Annotated in this window: 22 protein-coding genes; 7 read left to right on the top strand and 15 right to left on the bottom strand. The window is 63.2% G+C overall.

Annotated elements, in window-relative coordinates; all coding sequences use genetic code 11:
• Positions 1–133: 133 nt before the first annotated feature.
• The 4 genes from HA399_RS10345 to HA399_RS10330 all read right to left on the bottom strand — a co-directional run bounded on the left by HA399_RS10345 (position 134) and on the right by HA399_RS10330 (position 4338).
• On the bottom strand, positions 134–1678 hold the full coding sequence (locus HA399_RS10345; RefSeq protein WP_404324892.1) for a tripartite tricarboxylate transporter permease: 1545 nt from the start codon (positions 1676–1678) through the stop codon (positions 134–136).
• A gap of 3 nt (positions 1679–1681) precedes the next feature.
• Complete coding sequence (locus HA399_RS10340) at positions 1682–2266, bottom strand: tripartite tricarboxylate transporter TctB family protein (protein ID WP_404324891.1); 585 nt, start codon at positions 2264–2266, stop codon at positions 1682–1684.
• 113 nt (positions 2267–2379) lie between these two features.
• Complete coding sequence (locus tag HA399_RS10335) at positions 2380–3462, bottom strand: Bug family tripartite tricarboxylate transporter substrate binding protein (protein ID WP_404324890.1); 1083 nt, start codon at positions 3460–3462, stop codon at positions 2380–2382.
• Positions 3463–3591: 129 nt separating this feature from the next.
• Positions 3592–4338 carry a ribonuclease activity regulator RraA gene (locus tag HA399_RS10330; RefSeq protein WP_404324889.1) on the bottom strand — a complete coding sequence of 249 codons (747 nt, stop codon included), beginning with the start codon at positions 4336–4338 and terminating at the stop codon, positions 3592–3594.
• A 502-nt stretch (positions 4339–4840) separates the two neighbouring features.
• Here HA399_RS10330 and uxuA point away from each other — a divergent pair.
• Entirely contained in the window at positions 4841–6016 is a 1176-nt protein-coding gene (gene uxuA, locus HA399_RS10325) for a mannonate dehydratase (RefSeq protein WP_404324887.1), read from the top strand.
• Between the two features lie 191 nt (positions 6017–6207).
• Here uxuA and HA399_RS10320 read toward each other — a convergent pair whose 3' ends face one another.
• From HA399_RS10320 to HA399_RS10280, 9 genes are all read right to left on the bottom strand, one after another.
• Entirely contained in the window at positions 6208–7077 is an 870-nt protein-coding gene (locus tag HA399_RS10320) for a DUF4437 domain-containing protein (protein WP_404324886.1), read from the bottom strand.
• Between the two features lie 415 nt (positions 7078–7492).
• Complete coding sequence (locus tag HA399_RS10315) at positions 7493–8800, bottom strand: TRAP transporter large permease (RefSeq protein WP_404324885.1); 1308 nt, start codon at positions 8798–8800, stop codon at positions 7493–7495.
• A complete protein-coding gene (locus HA399_RS10310; protein WP_404324884.1) occupies positions 8797–9414 on the bottom strand; it encodes a TRAP transporter small permease in 618 nt (205 codons plus the stop codon). Before HA399_RS10310 ends, HA399_RS10315 begins: the two co-directional genes overlap by 4 nt.
• Before the next feature lie 117 nt (positions 9415–9531).
• Positions 9532–10626, bottom strand: coding sequence for a TRAP transporter substrate-binding protein (locus HA399_RS10305; protein WP_404324883.1), 1095 nt, complete (start codon positions 10624–10626; stop codon positions 9532–9534).
• A 174-nt stretch (positions 10627–10800) separates the two neighbouring features.
• Positions 10801–11928: a LacI family DNA-binding transcriptional regulator gene (locus HA399_RS10300; protein ID WP_404324882.1), complete on the bottom strand. Its 1128-nt coding sequence runs from the start codon at positions 11926–11928 to the stop codon at positions 10801–10803.
• 145 nt (positions 11929–12073) lie between these two features.
• Positions 12074–13087 (bottom strand): 2-hydroxyacid dehydrogenase, encoded by a 1014-nt coding sequence (locus HA399_RS10295; RefSeq protein WP_404326958.1) that lies wholly within the window; start codon positions 13085–13087, stop codon positions 12074–12076.
• 114 nt (positions 13088–13201) lie between these two features.
• Positions 13202–14230, bottom strand: a complete 1029-nt coding sequence (locus HA399_RS10290; protein ID WP_404324881.1) for a sugar kinase — start codon at positions 14228–14230, stop codon at positions 13202–13204.
• 107 nt (positions 14231–14337) lie between these two features.
• Positions 14338–15930 (bottom strand): aldehyde dehydrogenase (NADP(+)), encoded by a 1593-nt coding sequence (locus tag HA399_RS10285; protein ID WP_404324880.1) that lies wholly within the window; start codon positions 15928–15930, stop codon positions 14338–14340.
• Between the two features lie 208 nt (positions 15931–16138).
• Positions 16139–16915: an SDR family NAD(P)-dependent oxidoreductase gene (locus HA399_RS10280; RefSeq protein WP_404324878.1), complete on the bottom strand. Its 777-nt coding sequence runs from the start codon at positions 16913–16915 to the stop codon at positions 16139–16141.
• Positions 16916–17563: 648 nt separating this feature from the next.
• Between HA399_RS10280 and HA399_RS10275 the strand changes: the two genes are divergently transcribed.
• The 4 genes from HA399_RS10275 (at position 17564) to HA399_RS10260 (ending at position 21395) form a co-directional block, all read left to right on the top strand.
• Positions 17564–18529: a Bug family tripartite tricarboxylate transporter substrate binding protein gene (locus HA399_RS10275; protein WP_404324877.1), complete on the top strand. Its 966-nt coding sequence runs from the start codon at positions 17564–17566 to the stop codon at positions 18527–18529.
• A 59-nt stretch (positions 18530–18588) separates the two neighbouring features.
• The gene (locus tag HA399_RS10270; protein WP_107334525.1) at positions 18589–19059 is read left to right on the top strand and encodes a tripartite tricarboxylate transporter TctB family protein; all 471 of its coding nucleotides are present in this window, start codon (positions 18589–18591) and stop codon (positions 19057–19059) included.
• Positions 19059–20579: a tripartite tricarboxylate transporter permease gene (locus HA399_RS10265; RefSeq protein ID WP_043334188.1), complete on the top strand. Its 1521-nt coding sequence runs from the start codon at positions 19059–19061 to the stop codon at positions 20577–20579. Before HA399_RS10270 ends, HA399_RS10265 begins: the two co-directional genes overlap by 1 nt.
• Before the next feature lie 114 nt (positions 20580–20693).
• Positions 20694–21395: a FadR/GntR family transcriptional regulator gene (locus HA399_RS10260; RefSeq protein WP_043334187.1), complete on the top strand. Its 702-nt coding sequence runs from the start codon at positions 20694–20696 to the stop codon at positions 21393–21395.
• A 206-nt stretch (positions 21396–21601) separates the two neighbouring features.
• Here HA399_RS10260 and dauA read toward each other — a convergent pair whose 3' ends face one another.
• Entirely contained in the window at positions 21602–23374 is a 1773-nt protein-coding gene (gene dauA / locus HA399_RS10255; protein WP_404324876.1) for a C4-dicarboxylic acid transporter DauA, read from the bottom strand.
• 293 nt (positions 23375–23667) lie between these two features.
• Between dauA and HA399_RS10250 the strand changes: the two genes are divergently transcribed.
• Positions 23668–23856 carry a CopG family transcriptional regulator gene (locus HA399_RS10250; RefSeq protein ID WP_131432268.1) on the top strand — a complete coding sequence of 63 codons (189 nt, stop codon included), beginning with the start codon at positions 23668–23670 and terminating at the stop codon, positions 23854–23856.
• A 244-nt stretch (positions 23857–24100) separates the two neighbouring features.
• Here HA399_RS10250 and HA399_RS10245 read toward each other — a convergent pair whose 3' ends face one another.
• Entirely contained in the window at positions 24101–24853 is a 753-nt protein-coding gene (locus HA399_RS10245) for a GntR family transcriptional regulator (protein ID WP_215823002.1), read from the bottom strand.
• 151 nt (positions 24854–25004) lie between these two features.
• Here HA399_RS10245 and HA399_RS10240 point away from each other — a divergent pair, with 151 nt between their 5' ends.
• A complete protein-coding gene (locus tag HA399_RS10240) occupies positions 25005–25829 on the top strand; it encodes an amidohydrolase (protein ID WP_276315199.1) in 825 nt (274 codons plus the stop codon).
• Positions 25830–25868: the final 39 nt, after the last annotated feature.

Below are 25868 nucleotides of genomic sequence, written 5' to 3'. Positions count from 1 at the left end.
CGCGCGACGAGAGAACATGAAAATGCCCGCTACCTTTCGGTAGCGGGCATTTTTCGTTCAGGCATGGGGCTTTTAGGTGGGCTTATTCTCGGGAGCTTATGGATAGGCTCGTTCCCGGGGCCTTGTGGGAGGCTCAGCCCGTCGAACTTGCCTTCGCGGGGGCCGCCTGCTTCAGCTGCACCGGTTTGCGAATGCCGAGGAAGTAGACGAAGACCACCGTCAGTACGACGAAGAACAGGCTGTCCGGCGTGGTGATGAAGGTCATCGGATTGCCGTTGGAGAGCGTCAGCGCGCGCCGCAGGAATTCTTCCAGGTTGGGGCCGAGGATGAAGCCGAGCAGCAGCGTGATCACCGGATAATCATGTTTGCGCATCAGGTAGGCGACGATGCCCAGCACCAGCGTCATCATCATCTGGAACACGGAGTAGGTGGCCACGAAGCTGCCGACCACGGCCAGCAGTGCGATGGCGCCATAGAGCACATCCTTGCGGATCGTGACGATGCGCAGGAAGTACGGGCCCATCAGGTAGAGCGTGAGAGGAATCAGGATCAGCGCGCTGAACAGCAGTGAGGCCAGCATCGGCGCGATCAGCCCGGATTGCGAGGCCATCAGCTGCGGCCCCGGCTGGATGCCGTTGATCACCAGCACCCCCAGCACGATGGCCGTCACCGGGTCGCCCGGAATCCCGAAGGTCAGCATCGGCACCAGGGCGCCGCCGCACACGGCATTGTTGGCGCTTTCGGCGGCGGCGATGCCCTGGGGGTTGCCCTTGCCGAAGCTCTCCGGCTTCTTCGAGGTGCGCACGGTTTCCACGTAGGCGAGAAAACCACCCATCGAGCCCCCTGCGCCGGGCAGGGTGCCGACCATATAGCCGATCAAGGTCGATTTCAGATAGCAGCCGAGGCCGATCTCGCGAATGGCACTCAGCGGCGGAATGAAATCACGCCGCTTGAGCTGCTTGCTGGCCTTGAGTTGCTGACGGATGGCGGCGTCCTTCTTGCGGTTGCCGACCTGGATCAACAGCTCGCTGATGGCGAAGGTACCGATGATGACCGGCATCAGGTCGATCCCGGCGGTCAGCTCACTAATGCCGAAGGTGAAGCGGGCCAGCGGCTGCATGGCGTCCAGCCCGACGGTCGCGAGCATCAGGCCCAGGCAGGCGGTGATGCCGGCCTTGCGGATGTTGCCGCGTTGGGCGACCACGATCACGATCAGCGCGAAGGCGATCAGCGCGCACTTGCCCGTCGTCTTGACCAGCAAAGAGGCCTCGGCGATGAAGGGGGCCAGCACGATCAACAGCAGCGCGCCGAGGCTGCCGCCGATCATCGAGCCGAAGGAGGCATGGCCCAGCGCCAGCGCGCCTTCGCCACGCTGCTGCATGGGGTAGCCTTCCAGCGCTGTCATCATCGAGGACGGCGCGCCGGGGATATTGATGGTGGTGGCCGTGATGCTGCCGCCACACATGCCGGCCATGTAGATGCTGGCACACGCCATCAGGGCGGTGGTGACATCGAGGCTATAGGTCAGCGGCAGCAGCAGGGCGAGTGCCAGCGTCGCGGTCAGACCCGGAATGGCCGAGAAGATGGTGCCGATCACGAAGCCGGCGACCACGTAGAACAGGGTCACGGGGTCGAGCAGCAGGGCGAAGCTCGAGAATACCTGGGCAATGAATTCCATGGGTCAGCTCCCGTTGCCCAGGCCGAGCGCAGACAGATCCAGCGCAGGGAGATGGACGTTGAACAGTTGCTCGAAGAGCCCATAGCCCAGCGCGCAAATGGCGCAGGCGATCACTGCCTTGCTGATCCACTTTTTGCGCCCCGCGAACAGCAGCATCACGGCGAAGACATACAGCGCTGACGACAGCAGGTAACCCAGATGCGAGAACGCCAGGATATAGAGCGCGGTCACCAGCATCAGGCGCAGCGCCGGCGAGAAGAGAGGCGAGCTTGCGTCGCTGTTCGCGCTTGAGGCGTCATCGTTGGCGGTCTCGGTGCTGGTGGACTCAGCGCTGGCGGACTTGCTACTGCGGGAGTCGCGGCACGCCCGGTGTTGGCTCACCAGCTGCGCCACGCAGAGCACGAGCGCGATGTTGCCGATCAGGGCGGGGAAGAAGGAGGCCGTCAGGCGGCCATTGTCCAATGGCGGCGCCATCTGGAAGGCACTGATCAGATAGAGGGCGCTGATGGCGGTCATGACCAGCGTCAGCGGTGTCGCCCCGCTGAGCAGCCAGTGACGCCGGACGGGAGGAGAGGCGGAAGGAGACATGACAGAATTCCCTGGCGGCGCCCGTGGCCGAGCGCCGCTTGACGATGGAAGTGAAGGAGGACGGGTAGACGTGAAGTGGCAGCGGCACTCAGAGGTGCCGTCTGCCAGCGCGTCTACAGGCCGAGTTCATCCATGGCAGTGAAGGTCTTCTGTTGGTAGTCCTCGATCCAAGCGTTGACCTCATCGGCCCCCAGCCAGCTGGGCGTGACGCCGACTCCCGTGATCCACTTCTGGAATTCTGGTGTCTCGTAGGCGCTGTGGTAGGCGCTTTCCAGGGTGCTGACCACATCCTCCGGGGTGCCCTTGGGCACGGCCAGCACGATGAAGCTGCCGGTCTCGAGATTGCCGCCCAGCTCGCTCATCGGCGGCACTTCCGGGTAGGCCGGATTCTGCTCGGAGGAGAACTCGACGAGGCCGTGGGCGTCGCCGGAATCCAGAATGCCGGAGAAGTCCCCCAGGCTCGAGATGGCGCCGTCGATCTCACCGGAGAGCAGAGCCTCGGCCTCGGCGGTGGAAGAGCCCGGGTAGGTGATGACATTGAATTCGACGCCCGCTGCCGCTTCCAGGCGGCGTACCGCCAGATAAGGGCCAGAGCCCTGCGGAGCGACGCCGATCCTCACGGTGCCGGGGTTTGCGCGTGCGGCCTCGATCAGTTGCTCATAATTCTCGTACCCGGACTGCCTGGAGACCACGATGGCATCCGCTTCCTTGGTGATGCGGGCGAAGGGGATCATCCGGTCCAGCGAATAGCCGGGCACCAGATTGCCGCGGGGCAGGGTGATGATGCTGTCGTAGGTCAGCACGCCGACGGTATGGCCATCCGGACGCGCCTTGCTGAGCTGCATCAGGCCGGTGGCGGTGATGGCGCCGCCGATGTTCTCGACGTAGATCGATTTCGGCAGGTCCTGCTCGGCGAGGTTGCTGATCTTGCGGCTGATGGCGTCGGCACCACCGCCGGCCGGCCATGGCACGATCAGGCGAATGTCACGCACGGGATAGTCGGCCTGCACGCCGCTGCTGACGAAGGGCGAGGCCGCCACCATGCCGGACAGGGCCAGCGGGGCGAGCAAGGCCAGCAGCGGACGACTGCGGCGCTTGCGGTCTGCGCGGGATTGCTGACTGGCATCAGAGCTGGCGTGAGGGATGGCTTGACGGCTGTTCAGATGGCTATTGAGACGGCTATTCAGATGGGTCATGGCATGACTCCAGTGTTGTTATGGTTGTGGTCACTCGAGGCGCATTGAGGCAGGAGGGATGGCGGACGACAGGTCGGCGTGGCCTGTCGTCCGTGGCCGCCGTGGACAAGACGGCGGCTGGCGAGCCGATTACTGCTTGGCGGCCATATAGCGTTCGAATTCTGCACGCGCTTCGTCGGTCGGCGGGTACAGGCCGATCACCGGCGTGCCGTTGCGTACCTTTTCCAGCACGTAATCCTCGAAATCTTCCATCTGGCTGGCTTCCTCGGCGATCTCGTCGGCCAGTTCCAGCGGTACGACCATGACACCATCGGCATCGCCGACCAGCACATCGCCCGGGAAGACCGGCACGCCACCGCAACCGATCGGCACCTGCAGTTCTACCGCGTGATGCTTGGTCAGGTTGGTCGGCGCGCTCGGCTTGGTGCAGAAGATCGGCAAGTCCATCTCGGCGGCGGCGCCTGAATCACGAATGCCGGCATCGGAGACGAAGCCCGCGCACTGACGATACTCCAGACGCGTCAGCAGAATGCTGCCGGCGCTGGCGGCCGAGGCATCCTGGCGGCAGTCAGACACCATCACGTGACCGGCCGGCACGGTTTCCACCGCCAGACGCTGCGGGTGCTTGGGGTCGCGGAAGGCGGCGACGGTATCGATGTCTTCCCGCGCCGGGATGTAACGCAGCGTGAAGGCCTGGCCCACCATCTGGGTGGTCCTGTTGTTCATCTGCACCACGTTCTGGATGAAGGTGTTCCGCAGGCCGCGCTTGAACAGCAGGGTGTGCAGGGAGGCGGTGGAGGCGCGCATCAAACGCTCGCGGGTCACGGAGGAGAGCTCGGCGTAGCTGGGATGCTCTGTGGAGGTAATGGCAGTCATATGGCGTCCGTCGTCAGTATAGGTAAGGAGTCTCGGCTCTCGGCAACGTGCCTGGCCCAAGTGATCAGTCGACACGTGCGTCTGATGTGCTTTCGAGACTTACTATAGGGGGGAAGGGGTGACTGATCAAACAAATATTGACAACTTTTGATGAGCAATAAGTCTAGTGTCGTGACCCGAAAAGCGCGCCTTGGTGGCCGCCAACAGGCATGTCACCACAGGGCAGTGACAGTTATTACGCAAAGAGGGTTTATGGGTAACTATTGGGTTGCTTCTTCAATATTATGATTTTAAACGATTTTTAGTGAGTCGTGAGCGTGGTGGGTATCTGATCGGCCTGGCATCTCGAGACGCGATCTAGCGTTGAGTCCATCTTCAGAGGGAAGTGCGCCGGGAGAGCCGCTCGCCGGCAGCGACATAGGTCGCATGGCAGCACTTGACACAAGTTGTCATATTTTGTCGGCAGGTGGCATTTGCCCCCTTTGACCGTCAAGGAGATGACATGGAAGCGACATGGCGCTGGTTCGGTCCCGCGGACCCCATCACGCTCGAGGAAATTCGCCAGACCGGCGCGACAGGTATCGTGACGGCACTGCATGAGATTCCCAACGGCGAGGTCTGGCCGCTGGAGGCCATTCGTGAGCGCAAGGCGCAGATCGAGGCGGCCGGGCTCCGCTGGTCGGTGGTCGAGAGCATTCCGGTGCATGAGAGCATCAAGCAGGCCGCGCCCGGCAGTGATCGCCATATCGCCAATTATCAGCAGTCGCTGCGCCACCTGGCGGAATGCGGGATCGGCACCGTGTGCTACAACTTCATGCCGGTGCTGGACTGGACGCGCACCGACCTCGCCTGGCAGCTGCCGGAGGGCGGCACGGCGTTGCGTTTTGATCAGGATGCCTTCGCGGCCTTTGATCTCTATCTGCTGGAGCGCCCCGGCGCCGAGCACGAGTACAGCAGCGCAGAGCAGCAGGCCGCGCTCAGGCATCTGGCGTCGCTCGATGATGCCGGGCATGAGAAGTTGATCCGCACCATCATCGCGGGGCTGCCGGGGGCGGAAGAAGGCTACACGCTGGCCCAGTTCCGAGCGGCGCTTGCGGCCTATGACGGTATCGATGCCGCGCGACTGCGCCAGCACCTGGCCACTTTCCTCAAGGCCATCGTGCCGGTGGCGGAAGAGGTCGGCATTCGACTGGCCATTCACCCTGATGATCCGCCGCGGCCGATGTTTGGCCTGCCACGTGTGGTCTCGAGCATGGTGGATGCCGATTGGCTGCTGGGCGTCGTGCCCAGTCCCGCCAATGGCCTGACGTTCTGCACCGGCTCCTACGGGGCCAATCCGGAGATCGACCTGTGCATCATGGCGCGGCGCTTCGCCCCACATATCCACTTTGCCCATCTGCGGGCCACCGGGCGTGACAGCGAGGACAAGCGCTCCTTCCATGAGGCTGAACATCTCGAGGGCGACCTGGACATGGTGGACATCATCAGCGTGCTGGTCGCGGAGGAGCGTCGTCGCCTGGTATCGGGTGGCGCGCCCTTGCCGATGCGCCCGGATCACGGCCAACACATTCTGGATGATGCCCGGCGCGAGACCCGCCCGGGGTATCCACTGTATGGGCGCATGAAGGGGCTGGCGGAAATCCGTGGCCTCGAAATGGCGGTCCAGAGACTGGCCTGACGGCGGGACGCAATCCAGACATAAACGCAAACACGAACGGCCACCCGCGGTCTTGATACCGGGGTGGCCGTTCGTGTTTGCTGCAGGTCGGGATGTCTGCTGCTTCTGGTCTCAGATCTCAGAGCCAAGAGCTCAGAGCCAAGAGTTCAGGGCCAAGAGTTCAGGGCCAAGAGTTCAGACGACCGCAGGTTTCAGTCTTCGACGATGTCGAAATCACCATTGGTGCGCACGTAGAGCAGGGTCTCGCCGTCGGCGCCGGTGGTGATGTCATGGGTGATCTCGCCCTGAGAGCCGAAGTAGCTGCCGGTCGCCAGGCTCTGGCTGTCGTCCTTGCCTTCGGTCTCGTGAGTCAGGTCGCCCTTGATGACCACGGCGCGGAATTCGTCGGCGTGGCTTGCGATCTCGCCGGAGAAGTCGGCCGGCAATTTCACCAGGCGGCCGCTCAGCTGGCCGACGTCCGGGTTGCCCCACAGGAAGGCGGTCTTCGGGCCTTGCTCGGCGTCGTCGCTGCCCGGCAGGTTGATCCAGCGGATGTCATTGGCATCCAGCCACACCATGTTGTTCTCGGCGACATTCAGCGGCTCTTCATCGTTGTGGAAGGCCTCGGATTCCGGCTGTACCAGGTAGGGCCCTTCATTGATCTCGATGTAGGCCATGTTGACCTTGTCTCTGGCCGCGGTGATGTGCGATTCGCCTGCCGGCTGGATCCAGAACGAGCCTGCGGGCAGCCACTGCTCATCGGCGTTCTTGTCATCGTTGTGGACCTCGCCCTGGATGACCACGCCACGGTAGGTGATGTTGTGGATGTGGGGCGGTGAGGAGAAGCCTTCGTTGAACTTCACCAAAAAGCCCGAAGCGCCATCCTTGGTGCGGTCGCCCCACAGGTCGCCGGCCGCCGGGCTCTGGTCACCGCGCAGCGGGTTCAGGTAGCCCCAGTCGATGTCGGACTGCTGGACGACTTCACTGGACGGCGTGAGCGTGGAGTGGTCATCGGCGTGGGCGGTCATGCTGGCGAAGGCGACCGAGAGGCCGAGAAGAGCAAGGGAGAAGGGACGTTTCATGGTGGCTGCCTGTCTGGTCATGGGAAGAAGGGGGACAATGCCGATGCGCTGGCAATCGACGCAGTGAATCTTGGAGCGGGCAGGCGGCGGGATATAGCGGCAGATGGCGTAAAGACTTTCAATCAAAACATGATAATTGGCCGTTCATCTTGGGCGTGTTATCGGCGCCAGACCTCAAGGCGACGCCATGACATGCGGCGTGGCGCTCACCCTGAGATGAGGATGATTTCTCGACAGATCACGACGTTGGCGCGTTTTTGGCGCGGGTTGGTGCTGTTAGAGCGGACCGACCCGCCGGTGTGAGGCGGGCAAAAATGAGCCGCTAGGGGGAGGCAGGGAGGTGTGCGAGGACGAGAAATGGGCAGTTCCGGACATTCCTCAAACAGTTTTCGGAATGTCCGGATAATATGCCGGGTCAGACGAAGTCAGGGGCGATCAGGCGCGGAATGGTCAGCACGAATTCCGGGAACAGGATCATCAGCAGGATCACGGCCAGCATCACGCCCAGGTACAGCATGGTGGTCGCCATGGCCTTGAGCAGAGGAATGCCGCCTATCTTGGCGGAAATCATCAGGCACAGGCCGTAGGGCGGCGTGATCAGGCCCAGCCCCAGCGCCATCACGCCGATGACACCGAATTGCACGGGGTGCACGCCTGCCGACATCGCCAGCGGATAGAAGATGGGCGCCATGATTGCCATCGCGGGCAGGGCATCCATGAAGGTGCCGATCACCAGCAGCACGACGGTCATCACGATCAACAGCACCGTCGGGTCGGTGATGCTGACGCCCGCCATCAGCTTGGGCGGAATCTGATAGAAGCTGATCAGATAGCCGAAGATGGCCGCGCCCACCAGGCTGAACAGCGACAGCGAGCACAGCCTGACGGTGTCGGTGGAAGCATTGAGCAACTTGGTGAGATCCAGCTCGCGATAGACCACGAAGCCCAGTGCCAGCGCATAGACCACCGCGATCACCGCGGCCTCGGTGGGGGTCACGATGCCCAGGGTGATGCCACCGATGATGACGATCGGAATTCCGGCGGCCAGCAGGCCATCCTTGCCGGAGCTGGCCAGCTCCTTGAGGGTGGCGCGCTTGCGCACCGGCACATCATAGCGGCGGACATAGCGGGTATTGAGCAGCAGCTGGGCCACGCCGATCATCACGCCGGGCAGGATACCGCCCAGAAACAGGCCGGCGATCGAGGTATTGGTCAGCGCGCCCCACACGATCATGTTGATCGACGGCGGGATGATGGTGCCCATCACGGAGGAGGCCGCGGTGACCGCGACGGCGAAGCTGACCGGATAGCCTTCGCGTTTCATGGCCGGAATCAGCACCGTGCCCACGCCGGCACTGTCGGCGGTGGAGGAGCCGGACACCCCGGCAAACAGCATGCTGACCAGCACATTGACGTGGGCCAGCGCGCCACGGAAGTGGCCGACCAGGCGCATGCACAGTGTGATCAGCCGGTCGGTGATCCTGGCGGCATTCATCAGGTTGCCGGCCAGCAGGAACAGCGGCACGGCCAGCAGCACGAAGGAATCCATGCCGTTGTACATGCGCTGGAACATGATCCAGTAGGTCAGACGCGGGTCGAGCAGAATCAGCGTCGTCGCCGTCAGCACCAGCGCCATGGCGATGGGGATGCCGATCACGATCAACACGCCCAGCACGCCGAACAGCAGCCAGGGCATCAGGTACAGCCAGTCCATTGGCATCATGACAGGGGCCTCCGATCAGTCGCGCCATGCGCATGGCTGGCGGTGGCGGGAGACATAATCTCTGCCGTCTCCTCGGGTATTGCCAGCGCTTCCGCCTCATTGGGCGTATTGAGCGCCTTCTCCATGGCCTGCATGCCGTGCAGCCAGGCATGCAGCAGCCGTTGCAGGCTGAACAGCACGATGAAGGTGCCGCTGACGGTGAATACCGAGTAGACGTAGATCATCGACAGTCCCGAGGCCATGGCACTGCGGCGCAGACCGGAAAGGGCGAAGTCCTTGCCGTGCACGATGAACAGTACCCCCAGCAATAGGCAGGCGAGATCACGGATCCAGCGCGTGACGAGATCGGCACGGCTGCCACGCGCAAAGGCTTCCAGCACGAAGTGATCGGCGTGCAGCACCCCGACCGCAGTGCCCAGCATCACCATCCACTGGAAGGCGAAGCGGCTGAATTCCTCGGTCCAGAACAGACGCGGCAGGAAGGCCAGATTGCGACTGGCGATCTGATAGATGATGATGACGATGAAGCTTGCCAGCAGCGCCAGCAAGACGAGATAGAGCAGACGTTCGAGCGTCCGGTTCAGGCGCGAAAGCCCTGAGAGCACAGGATGCATGGCACTGTCCTCAAGAAGAGTGCGAGGGGGAGGAGCTCGACGCAAGGCGGCGAGATCATTCAAGCCAACCTGAAGATGGGGCAGCCAGACGCTGCATGACTGCCCCTCAGGCGTGGCTTACTTGACCGCACGCACCTTGTCGTAGATTTCCTTGAGGCCCATCTCGGCGATCACTTCCTTGAGTGGCTCGGCCACGATTTCCTGCATGCGCTCACGATCGATCTCATGCAGCTTGGCGCCTTGCTTCTCGAGCTCGGCGAGGGCGTCCGCGTCCTGCTCCAGCTGCACCTTGCGGGCATAGGCCGCCGCGTCATGGGCCGACTCCATCAGGGTCTTCTGCTGCTGCTCATCCAGGTTGTCCCAGGACATCTTGGACATGGTCAGCAGGCGCACGGTGATATCGTGCTCGGACAGCGCGATGTTGGGAGCGACTTCGTGGAAGCGCATGCGCAGGGTCCATTCCGGCTCGTTGAGCAGCCCGTGGATCGCGCCCAGCTGGATGGCGGTGTAGATCTCCTTCCAGGCCACCACGCTCGGTTCGACCCCGAGTGCCTGCCAGGCGACGATCAGCGGCTTGGTCGGGTTGGTACGCAGCTTGAGGCCCTTGAGGTCATCGAGTGAGGTGACCTCGCGCGAGCTGACGATATGCCGCTTGCCGCCCCCGAAGTAGGCCAGCACCTTCACATCGGTCTCGTCACTGATCTTCTGGGCAATCTCCTGGCCGACATCGCCATCCAGCACCTTCTGCCAGTGATCGACATCGCGATACAGGAAGGGAATCGTGAACACGTTGGCGGTGGGCGAGAAGTCGGTGATCAGCCCGGGGCTGACAATGGACATGTCCAGCGCGCCGGCCATCTGTTGCTCGAACATCTCGGTCTCATGGCCCAGCACCGAGTTGCCCATGATGGTCATGGTGATGTCGCCATCGGTCTTCTCGGCGAGCAGGTCGCGCAGCCGCTCGGCGCCGAGTTGATAGGCGGTATCTTCGGTGCCGGCGTGGCCGAAGCGCAGCTCCATCGCCTGGGCGCTGGCCGAGACGCCGAGCGTGGCGCCCAGCAGGGTGCCGGTGGTGGCCGCGATGGCCAGGCTCTTGCCTAGCCCTTTGCCCAGCCGGGAGCCCAGGCGTGAGCGCTGGGAGGGAGAGATGGGACTAGAGGTAGAGGTAGAAATAGAGAGAGAGGCATTGGTTGGATTGATCCAATTCAGCATGATGGCGTTTTCCTTGGCGTTGTTTGTTGTTGTGCCTTGCATCTTCTGGTCTTGCAGTCTTGCCGTCTTGCGCTTGCCAGACCGACAGTCTCCAGACTGCCGGTCCATGCTCGGGGGCTACGCGGTTTGTCGATGCTCTCAAGGCATGACGTGCCGTTCAGGTGAAGCTTGGTATCAGTCCTTTGGGGGCGTCGCGATGCTGGCGTCGTCAGGACTCCCGCAGGAGCGGCGTATCTTGAGTTCCGGCGGCATGATGACGCTCTCTCGCTCGCCGCCGGGATTGGCGATCCGGCGCAAGGCCAGGCGCGCCGCCTGCTCCCCGATGGCGTAGGGGTGCGTGGCGATACTGGTCAGGGGCGGGTCGCCCAGTTCGGCTTCCTCGACGTCATCGGTGCCGATCACGGCGCAGTCGCGGCCGGGCTCGAGCCCCATCTGGCGCAGGCCCAGCATGGCGCCGAAGGCCACCAGGTCGTTGTGGCAGACCACCGCCGTCGGGCGCGGGCTTTCCTGCATCAGACTCTTGATCAATTCATGGCCGACGCGTCGGGTCACGCCGTTGCCGCGTACCAGGCGGCGATAGGCCAGGCCGTGGCGGTCCAGCGCAGCCTGATAGCCCAGCCAGCGGTCATGGCTGACCGAGTGATCCGCGCCGCCGATGAAGGCGATGCGCTGATGGCCAAGGCCGACGAGATGATTGACGGCCATCTCGGCCACGCGCCGGAAATCGGTGCCGGCGTAATCGAAGGGCGGCGCGTCCAGATAGCGCATCACCTGGATGCAGGGCATTCCCCAGTCGGCCAGTTGATGGATCAGGTTGGGGTCTGTGTGTTCGGCGGGGCACAGCAGCAGGCCATCGACGCGATGTTCACGCATGCGCTCGATGAAGCGCTGCTGGCGCTCGGGGGAATCCTCGCTGTTGGCGAGAAATGACACATAGCCTTCCTGATGCAGGGCGGCATCGATCCCCGCGACCATGGAGCCGAAGAAGGGGTTGGCGATGTCATAGACCACCACGCCCAGGGTGGCGGTGCGGCTGCCACGCATGGCGGCGGCGCCACGGTTGTAGACATAGCCCAGCGCCTTGATGGAGGCCTGGACCTTCTCGCGGGTGCGCTTCGCCACCAGCGGGCTTTCGCGCAGCACCAGCGAGACCGTGCTGCGCGAGACCTTGGCGTGGGCCGCGATATCCTGGAGCGTGATGCTGCTCGAGGCGCCCTGGGGTGAATGGCCCTGAGTCGAATGGCCCTGTGATGACGGGTCGGCATCTTCCCGAGCAGGGGGTGGCGTGATGGGCGCTTTCATGGCGTCGTTCCTGGGCATTTTCTTGTTGTCATCCCAAGCCTGGGCTGGGGTGCTGGCGTTTTGGATTGTTCCAATTCCTTGTCGTCAGCATAGAGCAATCCCTCGGCTATCCCTTCAGCACTTTGGTCTGGCAGGCGTGCCCGTGCTAGCGGCGCGTCCAGTGGGTTTCATTGACCGCGCTCAAGGGGGATTCACCAGCCAGCGCCAGCAGCAGGTTGTCCAGCGCACGCTGCGCCATGGCGCGCCGGGTCTCATGGGTCGCCGAGCCGATATGCGGCAGCGCCACGACCTGAGGCAGGCGCGTCAGCGGCGAGCTTGCCGGCAGCGGTTCCTGCTCGAAGACGTCCAGCCCCGCCCCACGAATGCCGCCGAGCTCGAGACACTCGATCAAGGCGCCTTCATCGATGACGCGCCCGCGGGCGATGTTGATCAGAAAGGCGCTGGCGGGCATCAACTCCAGTTCGCGCTTGCCGATCAGGCGTTCGGTCTGCTCGCTGAGCGGGACGGTGACGCACACGAAGTCGCTGGTCTCGAGCAGTGAGTCCAGTTCGACACGGGTCGCGCCAAGCTCGCTTTCCAGCCCAGGCTTGGGGGAGGCGTTCGAGTACTGGATGCGCATGTTGAAGCCGAGCGCGCCGCGCCGCGCGATCGCCGCGCCGATGCGTCCCATGCCGATCATGCCCAGTGTCTTGCCGTGCACATCCGTGCCGAAGTGGGACGGTGTGAGGCTCTCTGTCCATTGGCCATCGCGAACCTTGCAGGCCAGCTCCACCGCGCGCCGCGCCGTGGCCATGATCAACAGGAAGCCGGTGTCCGCCGTGGTCTCGGTCAGCACATCCGGGGTATTGCACAACAGGATGCCGCGCGTGTTCATCGCCGTCAGCGGGTAGTTGTCATAGCCCACCGAGACCGAGCAGATCACCCGCAGTACAGGGGCGGCGTCCAGCAGCGATGGCGTGATCACATGGCCTGAGCTGATCAGGCCGTGGGCATCTCGCAGGACATCGCGTAGCGCGTCTTCCCGTGCCTGTGCGGACAGGCCATCCGGCAACACCACGACATCATGATGCTCGCGCAGGGTGCTCATCTGGTTATCGTCGAGTGCCTTGAGCACGACGACCTTGCGGCGGGGCAGGGGGTTGGCCGCATCGCTGGCCATCTGGCTGGCACCCTGGGGCGAGTAGTGCTGTGCGTGCATGGAGGTCTCCTTGAGTTCATGAGCGTTCGACACGAACGGATCGACAGGCGCGGATCGACAAGCGCAGATCGCGGCTCAGGACACGAGACTGGCGGCCTCTCCGTTCTCGATCGCCGTGAGTGTCTGGCGATCCGGCAGGCCTTCCATGTCACCGCGCACCTGCACCGCGCGACTGCCCAGCAGGTTGGCGCGCAGCATGGCAGCTTCAGGTGACAGTCCATCGAGCAAGGCGCTGATGGCACCCACCGCAAAGGCATCGCCGGCACCGACGGTATCGACGACCTGGTCGACGCGCTGGCCGGGGACACTGAAGGCGGCTTCCTGGCCGCCGATCAGCCCACGGTAATAGCTGCCCTCAGGCCCGAGCTTGATGATGACGGCCTTGGCACCTTGTTCGAGGTAGTGGCCCGCGATGGCCTCGGGGGTCTTGTGGCCGGTCAGGCGTTCGCCTTCCGCCAGACCCGGCAGCACCCAGTCAGCGCGGCTTGCCAGCTGATTGAGGGTGTCGCGCATCTCACGCTCGCTCGACCACAGGGTGGGGCGCAGATTGGGGTCGAACGAGATGCTGGCGCCTGAGGCGCGGGCCTGCTCGAAGAGGTGGAAGGACAGCTCGCGGCAGCTGGGGGAGATGGCCGGCGGAATGCCGGTGGCATGCAGGTGGCGCAGGGCGCTGAAATCGATGCCATCGGCATCGCGTGCATTCATGCGGCTGGCGGCGCTGCCCTGGCGGAAGTACTCGACATGGGGGTCTTCGCCCTGACTGGCGCGCGCCTTGAACATCAGGCCGGTGGGCGCCTCGTTGTCCCGAGTCAGATGGCGACAGTCCAGGCCATTGTCTTGCAGGGTCTGGCGCAGATAGTGCCCGAGACTGTCGTCGCCTACGCGGCTCAGCCAGCCGACATGAAAGCCCAGGCGGGCGAGGCCGATGGCGACATTGGTGTCGGCCCCGGCGATACGGCGCTCGTAATGTGAGACGTGCGCAAGATCTCCCTCGCTCTCGGCGACCAGCATGGCCATGGCTTCGCCAAAGGCGAGGATTTCCAGTGGCGAGGAAGAAGGGGAAGAGGTGGGCGTCGCAGACGCGCTGGCTTGCTCAGACATCATGGCGTGTCCTTTGTCCTGGAGACATTCCTTGTATTTGTCAGGCATGACGGCGCGGCTGGCGAAGCCGCGCCGTCATGGTAGTGCTGCACCGATAGTGATGGCGCGACTCAGTGCTGGCGCTTGCCGTCCACCAGGCGTGGCAGGTCGGCGCTGTCACGCAGGGTCGGGCTCAGCAGTGCTTCGGGCAGGTCCTGGTAGCACACCGGGCGCAGGAAGCGTTCGATCGCCGCGCTGCCCACCGAGGTGGTGCGGCTGTCGGAGGTGGCAGGCCAGGGGCCGCCGTGGACCATCGCCTGACAGACCTCGACACCGGTCGGCCAGCCATTGGCGAGAATGCGACCCGCGCGACGCTCGAGGACCGGCATCAGGCTGCGTGCGGCATCGATATCGGCATCGTCCAGATGCAGGGTGGCGGTCAGCTGGCCTTCCAGGTGCTCGCAGACCGCACGCATCTCGTCCAGATCGCGACAGGCGATGACCAGTGAGCTGGCACCGAAGACTTCTTCCTGCAATGCGGCTTCACTCAGGAAGTCGCTGCCGGTGGTGTGGAACAGCGCGGTCTGACACGGGCTTGCGTTGTCACCATCCAGCGCACCGCGCGCGACTTCCTGTACCTGAGGCAGGGCGGAAAGCTTCTCTACGCCACCGCGGTAGGCGTCATGAATGCCCGGCGTCAGCATCGTCTGGCAGGCACTGGCCGTGACGTTGTCGGCGGCGGTGTTGAGGAAGCGCTCCAGCGCCTCACCTTCGAGCGCCAGCACCAGCCCCGGATTGGTGCAGAACTGGCCAGCGCCCATGTTGAGCGAGGCGATGAAGGCCTGTCCCAGCGCTTCGGCGCGAGCTTCCAGCGCGGCCGGCATCAGCAGTACCGGGTTGATGCTGCTCATCTCGGCATAGACCGGGATCGGTTGCGGGCGGGCCTGAGCCGTCTTGAGCAGTGCCGTACCGCCACTGCGCGACCCGGTGAAGCCCACGGCCTGAATGCGCGGGTCATTGACCAGTGCCTGGCCCAGGGTGTTGCCGCTGCCGTAGAGCAGCGAGAAGACGCCTTCCGGCAGATTGCAGCGCTTCACGGCACGCTGGATGGCGCCGCCGACCAGCTCGGACGTGCCCGGGTGAGCGGAATGCGCCTTGACGATGACCGGACAGCCCGCCGCGAGGGCCGAGGCGGTATCGCCACCGGCCACCGAGAAGGCCAGCGGGAAGTTGCTGGCCCCGAACACCGCCACAGGGCCGAGACCGATGCGCCGCTGGCGCAGGTCGGCACGTGGCATCGGGCTGCGTTCCGGCATGGCCGGGTCGATGCGCACATCCAGCCATTCCCCGGCGCGTACGACACCGGCGAACAGACGCAGCTGACCGCAGGTGCGGCCGCGTTCGCCTTCCAGACGTGCGCGCGGCAGGCCGGTTTCCTGAAGGGCGCGTTCGGTGATCTGCTCGCCGATGGCCTCGATTTCCTCGGCGATGGTCTCGAGGAAGCCGGCGCGGGTCTCGGCGTCCGTCTCCCGGAAGCTGTCGAGGGCGTCATGTGCCAACTGGCAGGCCAGCTCCACCTCGCGGGCACCACCGGCGGGATAGCCAGGGGTCAGTCGTTCGCCATTGGCAGGATTGATGGCATGAACCGGCTTGCCGTCAGCCAGCAGGCTCTGCTGGCCGATGAGCTGATGGCCGCGCAGTGTCGTCTGATCGGAAGGTGACATGAGGCGTCTCTCTTTTCGTTGGGCGTGCTGTGCGTGGGGCTTACGGTGCGTGGGGCCTGGGGTGCGTGGTAGGTGCTGTGCGAAGGACGCGCGGAGGGCCAGGGGGACAGGCGCCTCGACAGGCCAGGCCAGTCGAGGCGTCACCGCCTTGGGGGTTGCGCGTCACTTCACGTCATTCCACCGCGCTGAAGGTGACAGGCGACATGCCTTACGGGCACATCTGGCCGCCGTTGATGTCGATCACCTGACCGGTGATATAGCCACTGGTGGCGTGCGAGGCGAGGAACAGGAAGGTCGGCGCGCATTCTTCGGAGGTGCCGAAACGGCCCATGGCGATGCTGCCGGCGATCTTGGTGCGCAGCTCTTCGCTCTTGTCGGCATGGAAGACGGTATCGATGGTGCCCGGCGACACGATGTTGAAGCGCACGTTGTCCTTGGTGAATTCCTTCACCCAGTTGCGATGCAGGTTGTGCAGCATGGCCTTGGTGCCGCCGTACAGGGAGGCGCCCAGGCCGCCGCCTTCGCGACCCGCGATGGAGCCGGTGCTGATGACGCTGGCGGTGGTGCCGGAGTCCTTGGCGGAGGCCTTCAGGTGCGGCATGGCGTACTTGGTGGTCATGATCGCGGAGCGCAGGTTCAGGTCCATCACCAGGTCGAAGGCGGCATCGTCCAGACTCTCGAGTCCTGCTCGCACACCCAGGCCACCGGCGTTGTTGACCAGTACGTCCATGCCGCCGAAGGCCTTGGTGAAGTCTTCCACCAGCGTGGCGCAGCCTTCGCTGGTGGACAGGTCACGTGCGAAATATTCAAAGCGTGCCCCAGTGGCTTCCAGCTGGGCGATGGCGTCGCGCGCGGCGTCATCCTGCTGACGGCTGTTGATGCCGACCACGGCACCCTCACGGGCGAAGGCGACAGCGGCAGCCAGACCAATGCCCTTGGTAGAGCCGGTGATGAGAACTTTCTTCTGCTTGAGATCGGTGAACATGTGGGATTCCTGACGGTGGAAAGCCGTACGCTCTTGGAGGCGGCATGGCGAATGAAAGGTGGAGGGGCCTGCGGCGAGCATCGGCTCCCTCTCGGCACGAGTCACCTTAGCCCAGACAAACAGGATCGACAAACAAATAATGACAACTAGCGAATAGTGCTTTAGTGCAGTCCCGCCTATCAAATGACGTGAGAAGGCTGTCCTGAGGCCTGGTTCGCGCGGTGCTGGCCGGGGCTGAAGGGAGAGGGGACTGTGCGCATCAGGCGAGAGACTGATTTGTCGTGAACTTCCTGATAAAGACAATAAATCAACGGTTTGTGGCAATTCGTGTGATGCGGATCGGCCGACGCGCCGCAAGACGTTGCGGCCATTGGATAAGGGTCGCAGGGGCCGGGGTCGGCTATCCTAGGGGTTGATCCGGTCAGCCTGTCACGACCTGCAACCCCCGCTCCCTCCCTGCCGTCCATTTTTGGATTGGTCTAAAGTTCAAGTTGTCATAACTTGTAAAATTCGTGCATCCCGCTGACACTGATCTGCGTATTCGGGGCAGTCATCGCCAACCCTCAAAGTGGCTGCCCCACGCTGCAACGCCACAATCGACACAGCCACGCAACGCCTCCATAACAAGACAACGAGAGAGTCTTCGCCATGCGTAAATTGTCACAAGTCCTCTGCGCCTCCGTGCTGACCCTGTCCGCTTCCGCGGTGATGGCAGCCGACTATCCCTACAAGCCCATCACGCTGATCGTGCCCTGGTCTGCCGGTGGCGGTACCGATGCGGTCAGTCGTCAGCTGGCGGCGGGCCTGCAGGAAGAGCTCGGTCAGCCGGTCAATGTGGTCAACAAGACCGGCGGTTCCGGGGTGGTGGGGCACATGGCCATGAAGATGGCGCGTCCCGACGGCTATACCCTGGGGCTTGGCACGGCAGAGATCGCCACCTATCAGCACATCGGCACCGCGCAACTGTCCTATGAGGACTTCACGCCGATCGCGCTGCTCAATCTGGACTACGCCTCCTTCACCGTGAATGCCGATTCCGAATGGAAGACGCTGGATGATGCGCTGTCCGCGCTGAAGGCCAACCCCAGTGACTACACCGTGTCCGGTTCTGCGCCGGGGGCGGCCTACCATCTGTCCTTCGCGGGCTTCTTGGATCAGCAGGGCATCAACCCGAATGACGTGACGCTGGTACCCAGCGAAGGCGCGGCACCGGGTCTGCAGGAACTGGCCGCCGGTGGCGTGGATATCGTGTTTTCCTCGCTGCCGGAAATCGAATCCATGCGTCAGTCGGGGCGCGTCAAGGCGCTGGCGGTACTCGCCAATGAGCGTGTCGATTCCTTCGATGACATTCCGTCTGCCAAGGAGCTGACCGGTTCCGAGTGGAGCCAGGGTTCCTGGCGTGGTCTGGTCGGCCCTGAGGGTCTGCCGGAAGAGGTCACCGCGCGTCTGTCTGAAGCCACCGAGAAGGTCTGGAAGTCCGAGCAGTTCCAGGACTTCATGGCCAGTCGCGGTTACGGCACCGTGTGGGAAGATGCCGAAGGGTTCCGTGCCTTCATGAAAGATCAGGACGAAAAGAACGCTGCCACCATCGAAAAGCTGGGGCTGGCCAACTGAGCACGTCGCATCGCTTGGTGTTCGAACGTTTCCTCCTGAGTCTTCATGAGTAACCGCACATGCGTACCAACGACAAGGTAACGGGTGTGGTGACGGCAGCCTTCGGGGCTGCCGTCATATATGCCTCCCTCGACCTGAAGAACCTGCCGCGCCAGGAATATGGGGCCGGTACCTTTCCCACCGTCATCGGCGCACTGCTGATACTGTTCGGGGCCATCCTGCTCGTCCGTGGGCTGCGCAATCGTGAAGTCTGGTTTGCCTGGCAGCACCCCGTGCCGCTGATCACCTTCATTCTGACGCTGGTGGCCATCTGTGCCTCCATCATCGCCTACATCTATCTCACCCCGGTGGTCGGCTTCCCCGTGGTGTCCTTCGTATTGCTCACCTTGCTGCTCTACACCTTCCATCATCGTCGCTGGATGCCCGCTGCCGGCATCGCGGTGACGGCGACGGGGGTGATCTGGGGCGTGTTCGGCCAGTTGCTGCACGTGCCGCTCGAGCTGGGACTGCTGGAAAAGGTGATCTACTGATGAGTGACTTACTGCAAGCCGCCACGATGGTCTTCACCTGGGAAGTGATGCTGATCATCCTGGCCGCCTCCCTCTTCGGGCTGTTCATGGGCGCGATTCCGGGCCTGACCGCCACCATGGCCACGGCCCTGCTGGTGCCGGTCACCTTCTTCATGGACCCGCTGCCGGCCATCGCCGCCATCGTGTCCGCCACGGCCATGGCGATCGTGGCCGGGGACATTCCCGGGGCGCTGTTGCGAATCCCCGGTACGCCAGCCTCGGCGGTGTATACCGAGGAAGCCTATGCGATGGGCAAGCAGGGCAAGGTGGGTCTGGCGCTGGGCCTCAACGTGACCTGCTCGATGATCGGCGGCGTGATCGGGGTGCTGATCCTGGCCTTCTTCGCACCGCGCATCGCCGAGTTCGCCATCCAGTTCACCAGCGATGAGTACTTCTGGCTGGCACTGCTGGGGCTGTCCTGCGCGATCCTCGTCTCGGGGCGTGATCCGCTCAAGGGCGGCATCTCGATGCTGGCGGGTCTGGTCATCGCGATGGTGGGCATGGACAGTGTCTCCGGCCAGATGCGTTTCACCTTCGGCAACTACGACCTGCTGGCCGGTATCTCCATCCTGCCGGTGCTGATCGGTCTGTTCGCGATCTCCGAGCTGATTCGCCGCATGCCAGAGACGCGCAACCCGGCGCCGATCGTGCCGCCGGTCATCAAGCGTCCCTTCGAGGGCGTCGGCTCGACCCTGTGGAAGTACAAGGGCGGCGTGCTGCGCGGCGGGGCACTGGGAACCGTGATCGGCTCTCTGCCCGGCGCCGGTGCTGACATCGCCTCCTGGATCAGCTATGCCGTCAGCCGCAAGTTCTCCCGAACGCCGGAGAAGTTCGGCAAGGGCCATCCCGAAGGCCTGGTATCGGCCAGTTCCGCCAACAATGCCTCGCTCTCCGGTGCCTACATTCCTGCGCTGGTGTTCGGTATCCCGGGCGATACGGTGACGGCGATCATCATCGGCGTCCTGATGACCAAGGGCATCACCCCGGGGCCGGACGTCTTCACCGACCAGGCGCCGCTGGTGAACGCCATCTTCATGGTCTTCGTGCTGGCCAACCTGCTGCTGTTGCCGCTGGGCTTCATGGCGATCCGCGGGGCGCGTCACATCCTGTCGATCCCCACCGGCATCCTGTTCCCGCTGATCCTGATGTTCTGCATCGTCGGTGCCTTCGCGGCCAACAATGCCATGTTCGATATCTGGATCATGCTCGGCATCGGCCTGATGGGCTTCTTCATGGCCGAGAACGACTTCCCGGTCGGGCCGATGATTCTGGCGGTGATTCTCGGACCGATCGTCGAGAGCAACTTCATGCGCTCGATTCTCAAGTCCAATGGCGACCTGACCGCCTTCGTGGACCGTCCCATCGCCATGGTGCTGGCCATCGCCGCGGTGGCGGTGTGGAGCATGATCATCGTCAATGGCGTGAAGGCAGGGCGCAAGGCACCGCAGGCAGAGGAAGCGACTCAGCCCCAGGATGCCTGAACGGGCGTCAGCCGCGCGGCCTTTCCTCAACTGGCAGGGTTTCCGGTAGAATTGCACACCATCCGACATGCCTGAAGGTGGACCAAGAGTGATGAGAAAGGGCGACATGACACGATGAGTGACGCAGCCAAGCATTCACTGGCGCTGGTGGTCTACGAGAAGATTCTGGCGGCCATCATCAGCGGTGATTACCCCGTCAACAAGAAGCTGCCTACCGAGGCGCGCCTGTGTGAGCTGTATGAGGTGTCGCGCCCGGTGCTGCGTGATGCGCTGGCGCGGCTGCGCGAGGACAATCTCGTCGTCTCGCGGCGGGGCTCCGGCAGCTTCGTCATCAATCGACCCGACAGCGCCGTGCTCGAATTCGCGCGCATCTCCAGCATCGCCGACATCCAGCGTTGCTTCGAGTTTCGCACCAATGTCGAGGCCAGTGCGGCGGGCCTTGCCGCACTGCGGCGCACCCCGGAGCAGCTGGAGCACATTCGCCAGCGCTTCGAAGCCATCAACCAGGCCAATCTCAACCATGATCGCGCCTCGGATGAAGACTTCGAGTTCCATCTGGCGATCACCGAAGCGGCCAGCAATCACTACTACGCCACCGTGCTGCGCTCGCTCAACCAGAGCATCAAGGAGGGCATGAACCTGACGCGCGGCCTGTCACTGCGCGCCTCGGAAGAGCGCCTGCGCATCGTCCAGGATGAGCATCAGGCGATCATCGATGCGATTGCCGACAAGGACGCCACAGCGGCCGAAAGTGCGATGCGGGCGCATCTCGAAGGCGCGCGCCGACGCATGTTCGAAGGCGTTCATGCGCCTTAGCCTCTCAAGAAGTAAGCCCCACAATAGGCAAGCCCCTCCAGAGGCAAGCCCCTCGACAGGTAAGCGTTCCGCCAAGAAGTCATGACCCACGACAATGCCTCTGATCGTCACCGATCAGAGGCATTGTCGTATCAGGAGACGTGAAAATGCGGCCTGAAGGCACGCAAGCGGCCTGTGAAGATAGCCAGAGCACGATGCTCGCTAGGCTAGTGCTCGCCCAGCCAGCGACGTGCCACGGCGACGGCGCGTGGCAGGCTGCGGCACCAGCTGAGCTTGTGCGCACGCGTGTGAATGCCGGCCCGGCGCAGCTTGACGATCAGATGGCTCGGCAGCCCCGCCAGAATCAGCGCCACTCGCTGGAGATGCATGTCATCGATCAGGGATTTCAGGGCCACGATGGCCGTGCCATCCATGCTCGGTACATCGCTCATGTCGAGAATCACGACCCGGACCCTGTCATCGACCAGGCGCAGTGAGGTCAGCGCCTTCTCGGCCACGCCGAAGAACAGGGGGCCATCGATGTCGTAGAGCGCGATGGCGCTGCTGTCGCTTCCCTCGCACGGTGTCTGGCGAAGCGCCTCGCCCTGTGGCGTGTCGGTGATCTGGCGGGGCTGCGTCAGCTGCATCATGCGGCGTATGAACAGCGCCGCCGCCAGACCGACGCCAACTGCTACCGCCAGCACCATGTTGAACAGCACGGTGAGGCCGAAGCAGATCAACAGGATCGCCACATCGCCTCCCGGGGCGGAACGCAGGCTATGCACGAAGTGGCGAGCTTCACTCATGTTCCAGGCGACGATGAACAGCAGCGCCGCCAATGTTGCCATCGGCACCTTCCCCAGCAGATCCGCCAGTGCGATCACCGCAAGCAGTACCACCGCGGAATGCACCACTGCCGCTAGTGGTGAACGGGCTCCGCAGCGAATGTTGGTGGCGGTGCGTGCGATGGCGGCAGTGGCCGTAATGCCCGCGAACAACGGTGCTATCAGATTTCCCAGCCCCTGGCCGATCAACTCCGCATCCGGGTCATGGCGCGTTCGCGTCAGTCCATCGGATACCACCGAGCACAGCAGGGATTCGATCGCCCCCAGCATGGCAATGGCGATGGCGGGCCCCATCAATGCACGGATCAGCTCGAAATCCAGTGTCAGCGGCTGGCCATTCACGTCGGGCAGCTGCCAGGGAGCCACCAGCGTTGGGGCGATGGGCGGAATCCCCGTGCCGCTGCTGCCCGCCGCTTCCCAGCTGAAGCGGGAGGCGATGGTTTCCACCAGCGGACCCTGGGTGTCACCGCCGAAGGCGAGGTCGAGCGCATGGGCCGCCAGTGCGCCGACGATCAAGCCGACCAGTGGTGCGGGGACGGGCAGATGCAGGCGTGGCCACAGCAGCATGACGGTCAGTGAAAAGACCCCGATGGAGAGCTCATGAGGGTTCAGCGTCGGCAGGGCGGCCAGAATATGCCCGACATTCTCGACGAAGTGCTCGCTGAGCTGGCCGACACTCAGGCCCAGAAAGTCAGGCACCTGCAGGACGGCGATCACCACGGCGATGCCGGCGGTAAAACCGAGCACGACCGGATAGGGCACGAACTGGATCAGCCGCCCCATGTGCGTCAGCCCCAGCAGTACCAGAATCGCCCCCGCCATCATGGTGGCGATCAACAGGCCGCCGAGTCCGTACTGCTGAACGATGGGAAACAGGATCACCACGAAGGCCGCGGTGGGCCCGGAGACGTTGACGCGTGAGCCGCTCGTCATGGCGATGATTGCCCCCGCGACGATGGCCGTATAAAGGCCATGCTGTGGCGCGACCCCGGCCGCGATGGCCAGTGCCATGGACAACGGCACTGCCACGGTGCCGATGGTCAACCCGGCCAGAATATCCTGACGCAGATCGGTGAGGCCGTAGCCTGAGTGCCATGCACTGCGCAGGCCGGTGGCAATCGGGGGCAGGCGCATGGGAGAGCGCTTGGAGGTCATCGGGGCGGGTCCTCGCGGAGGGAATCTCGACGCTGAACCTGGTGCTGGCCGTATCAGGGCATGGCGTGGCATGTCCGAACATGACACTGCGCCAGGCGACAGCAGGCCAGCCGTCTGTGACGGACTGCCCTGTCATGATCACATGATAATCACATGGTAAAAACATTAACATGTAATTAGCATGATCGTCATTCGCTTGCCCAGAGGTTCGACGCGGGTTCGCAAGGATTGGCTTGTCGGTATCGGCGTCCCGGTATTACCATCTGATGTTAATGATTTCGGGAGAGCTGAAGATGGAAAAGAAGACCGCACGCCTGACCCTGATGATTGACCCGCACAAGAAGCAGGCCTTCGAGCAGCTGTGTGCCTCGCAGGATCAGACGCCGTCTCAGGTCGTCCGTCAGTTGATCCGCGAGTATCTGCAGGCGCATGGCGTCGAGTACGCGTCCCAGCCCGGGCGTCCACAACCCCCATCTTCCTGAACGAGCGGGTTGGGTGGGGCGCTCTGACAAGCCCTGCGCTGATGAGCCCGGCTCTGACGCAAGAGACAAGAAGCCCCTGACAGGTTCGCCTGTCAGGGGCTTCTTGTTTTTGCACTACCTCACGTAGATGAAGGGTGCAGGCTTATAGGTTTCTCGCGGGGCATGAAGGCTTGACCTCAGGAACATGTTCTAGCGTGCGCTGGAAATTTCCCTCGTTGCATCCTGCTCTCTCCCTCTTGAGATATCAGGCGATCTCGATCTGATAACGGAACTCGCTGGCGATACCGTAGGAGCGCCTCAGCTCCAACGGAGTGCCATCAAAGCCGCTGGCGATACGGTCGATCACCACGACTGGTGTCTCGAGGGCTACACCTAGTAGCTCAGAGGTAGATGCGTCTGCCACGCCGATGGAGAGTGTTTCCCGCGCATGGGCGACCAGCTGCCCACATAGTGTTTCGTAGGTCGGGTAAAGCAGGTCACCCAGTGCATCCTTCGGGGTCTCGAGCAGTGCGGCAAAGCGCTTCTGAGGGAGCCAGATCCGCTCATGGAACAGCGGTTTTCCCTCCAGGCGGCGTAGACGCTCCAAGTGGATGACTCCTGCTCTGGCTCCAAGGTTCAGTGCCTGCCTGACATGCTGGCTGGCAGGCTCGCTCTCCAATGACAGGATATCGCTCTCCGGAATCCGGGTAATGCCCTGCGAGTCGACCTGACGGAAGAAGCGCGACAACGAATGCGTGAATTCCGGGCGGCGAACGAAGGTACCGCGTCCTTGCTGGCGCTCCAGGATACCGTCCTGCACCAGTGTCTCGATGGCCTTGCGAACCGTGCCGATCGCGACTTCATACTCTCGCGTCATCTCGGCTTCGGTCGGGATGGGGGTGCCCGGCACCCAATGACCCTCGGCGATCTGCAGAAGGAATTCATCGCGAAGGCGCTGGTAAAGCGGTAGTCGGCTGTCCGTTCCAGTGATCCCCCGAACTGACCGTGCTTGCGGCATGCATTACTCCTTTGGTCATGGGTCTCTGCTATCAGCGTAAGTTTTACGCTAACCTGTCACTCGAAATACATATATATGTTTGCATGAATTACGGGAGGCATGGCCTGATATTCCTGCTTCCTGACATACACATCGATAGTGAGTGACCCTGATGACTGTAGATTCACTGACTTCCTGTCGTGGCGTTGATTGCCACGCCCATGTCTTTCTTCATGACCTCCCCATGGTGGAAGGTCGTCGCTATTGCCCTGAGTATGATGCCACGGTCGACGCATATCTGGCGCAGCTGGATTCGCAGGGGCTGTCACATGGCCTGCTGGTCCAGCCAAGCTTTCTGGGCACCGACAATCGTTTCCTGCTACAGGCGCTTGCCGCATCTCCTGAGCGCCTCAAGGGCGTGGTAGTGGTTGACAGTGCCATCTCCATGGCGGAGCTGGATCGCATGGGAGCGAAGGGCGTGGTCGGCATTCGCCTCAATCTGATCGGTGCGACACCGGCGGACTATCTCGGGGAGGAATGGCTGTCGCTCTATCGTGAGCTGGCGCGCCGCCGATGGCATGTAGAAATCCAGCGCAGCGTGGCCGATCTCGCCGACTTTCTGCCGAGCTTGATCGAGACTGGCGTGACACTGGTGATCGACCACTTCGGCCTGCCGAAGGAGGGTGAGCTTACTCCTGGACTCCCCGATCATCAGCGCTTTCTGACGCTGGTGAGTTCTCCGCAGCTGTGGGTCAAGGTCTCCGCGCCGTATCGCTCGGGCGCAACGCTTGAGCAGTCACGACGCTCGCTCGCCGTGTTGCGCCAGGCCATGGGCAATGACCAGCGGCTGATCTGGGGCAGCGACTGGCCGCACACCCGTTTCGAACACGTGGCCGATCATGCAGCCCAGACCCGGTGCATGCGCGAGCTGTTGTTGAGCCCGGAGCTGATCGAACAGGTAATGATCCACAACCCGCGTCGTCTGCTGCAGCTGTAACTTCATTGTCCTGCCACATCTGCCCTGTCCCCACATAAC

It is taken from the genome of Cobetia sp. UIB-001, from assembly GCF_044789135.1.
Lineage (GTDB): Bacteria > Pseudomonadota > Gammaproteobacteria > Pseudomonadales > Halomonadaceae > Cobetia > Cobetia amphilecti.
The sequence above is the reverse complement of the archived record's forward strand: the minus strand, read 5'-3'. Positions and strand labels throughout refer to the sequence as shown.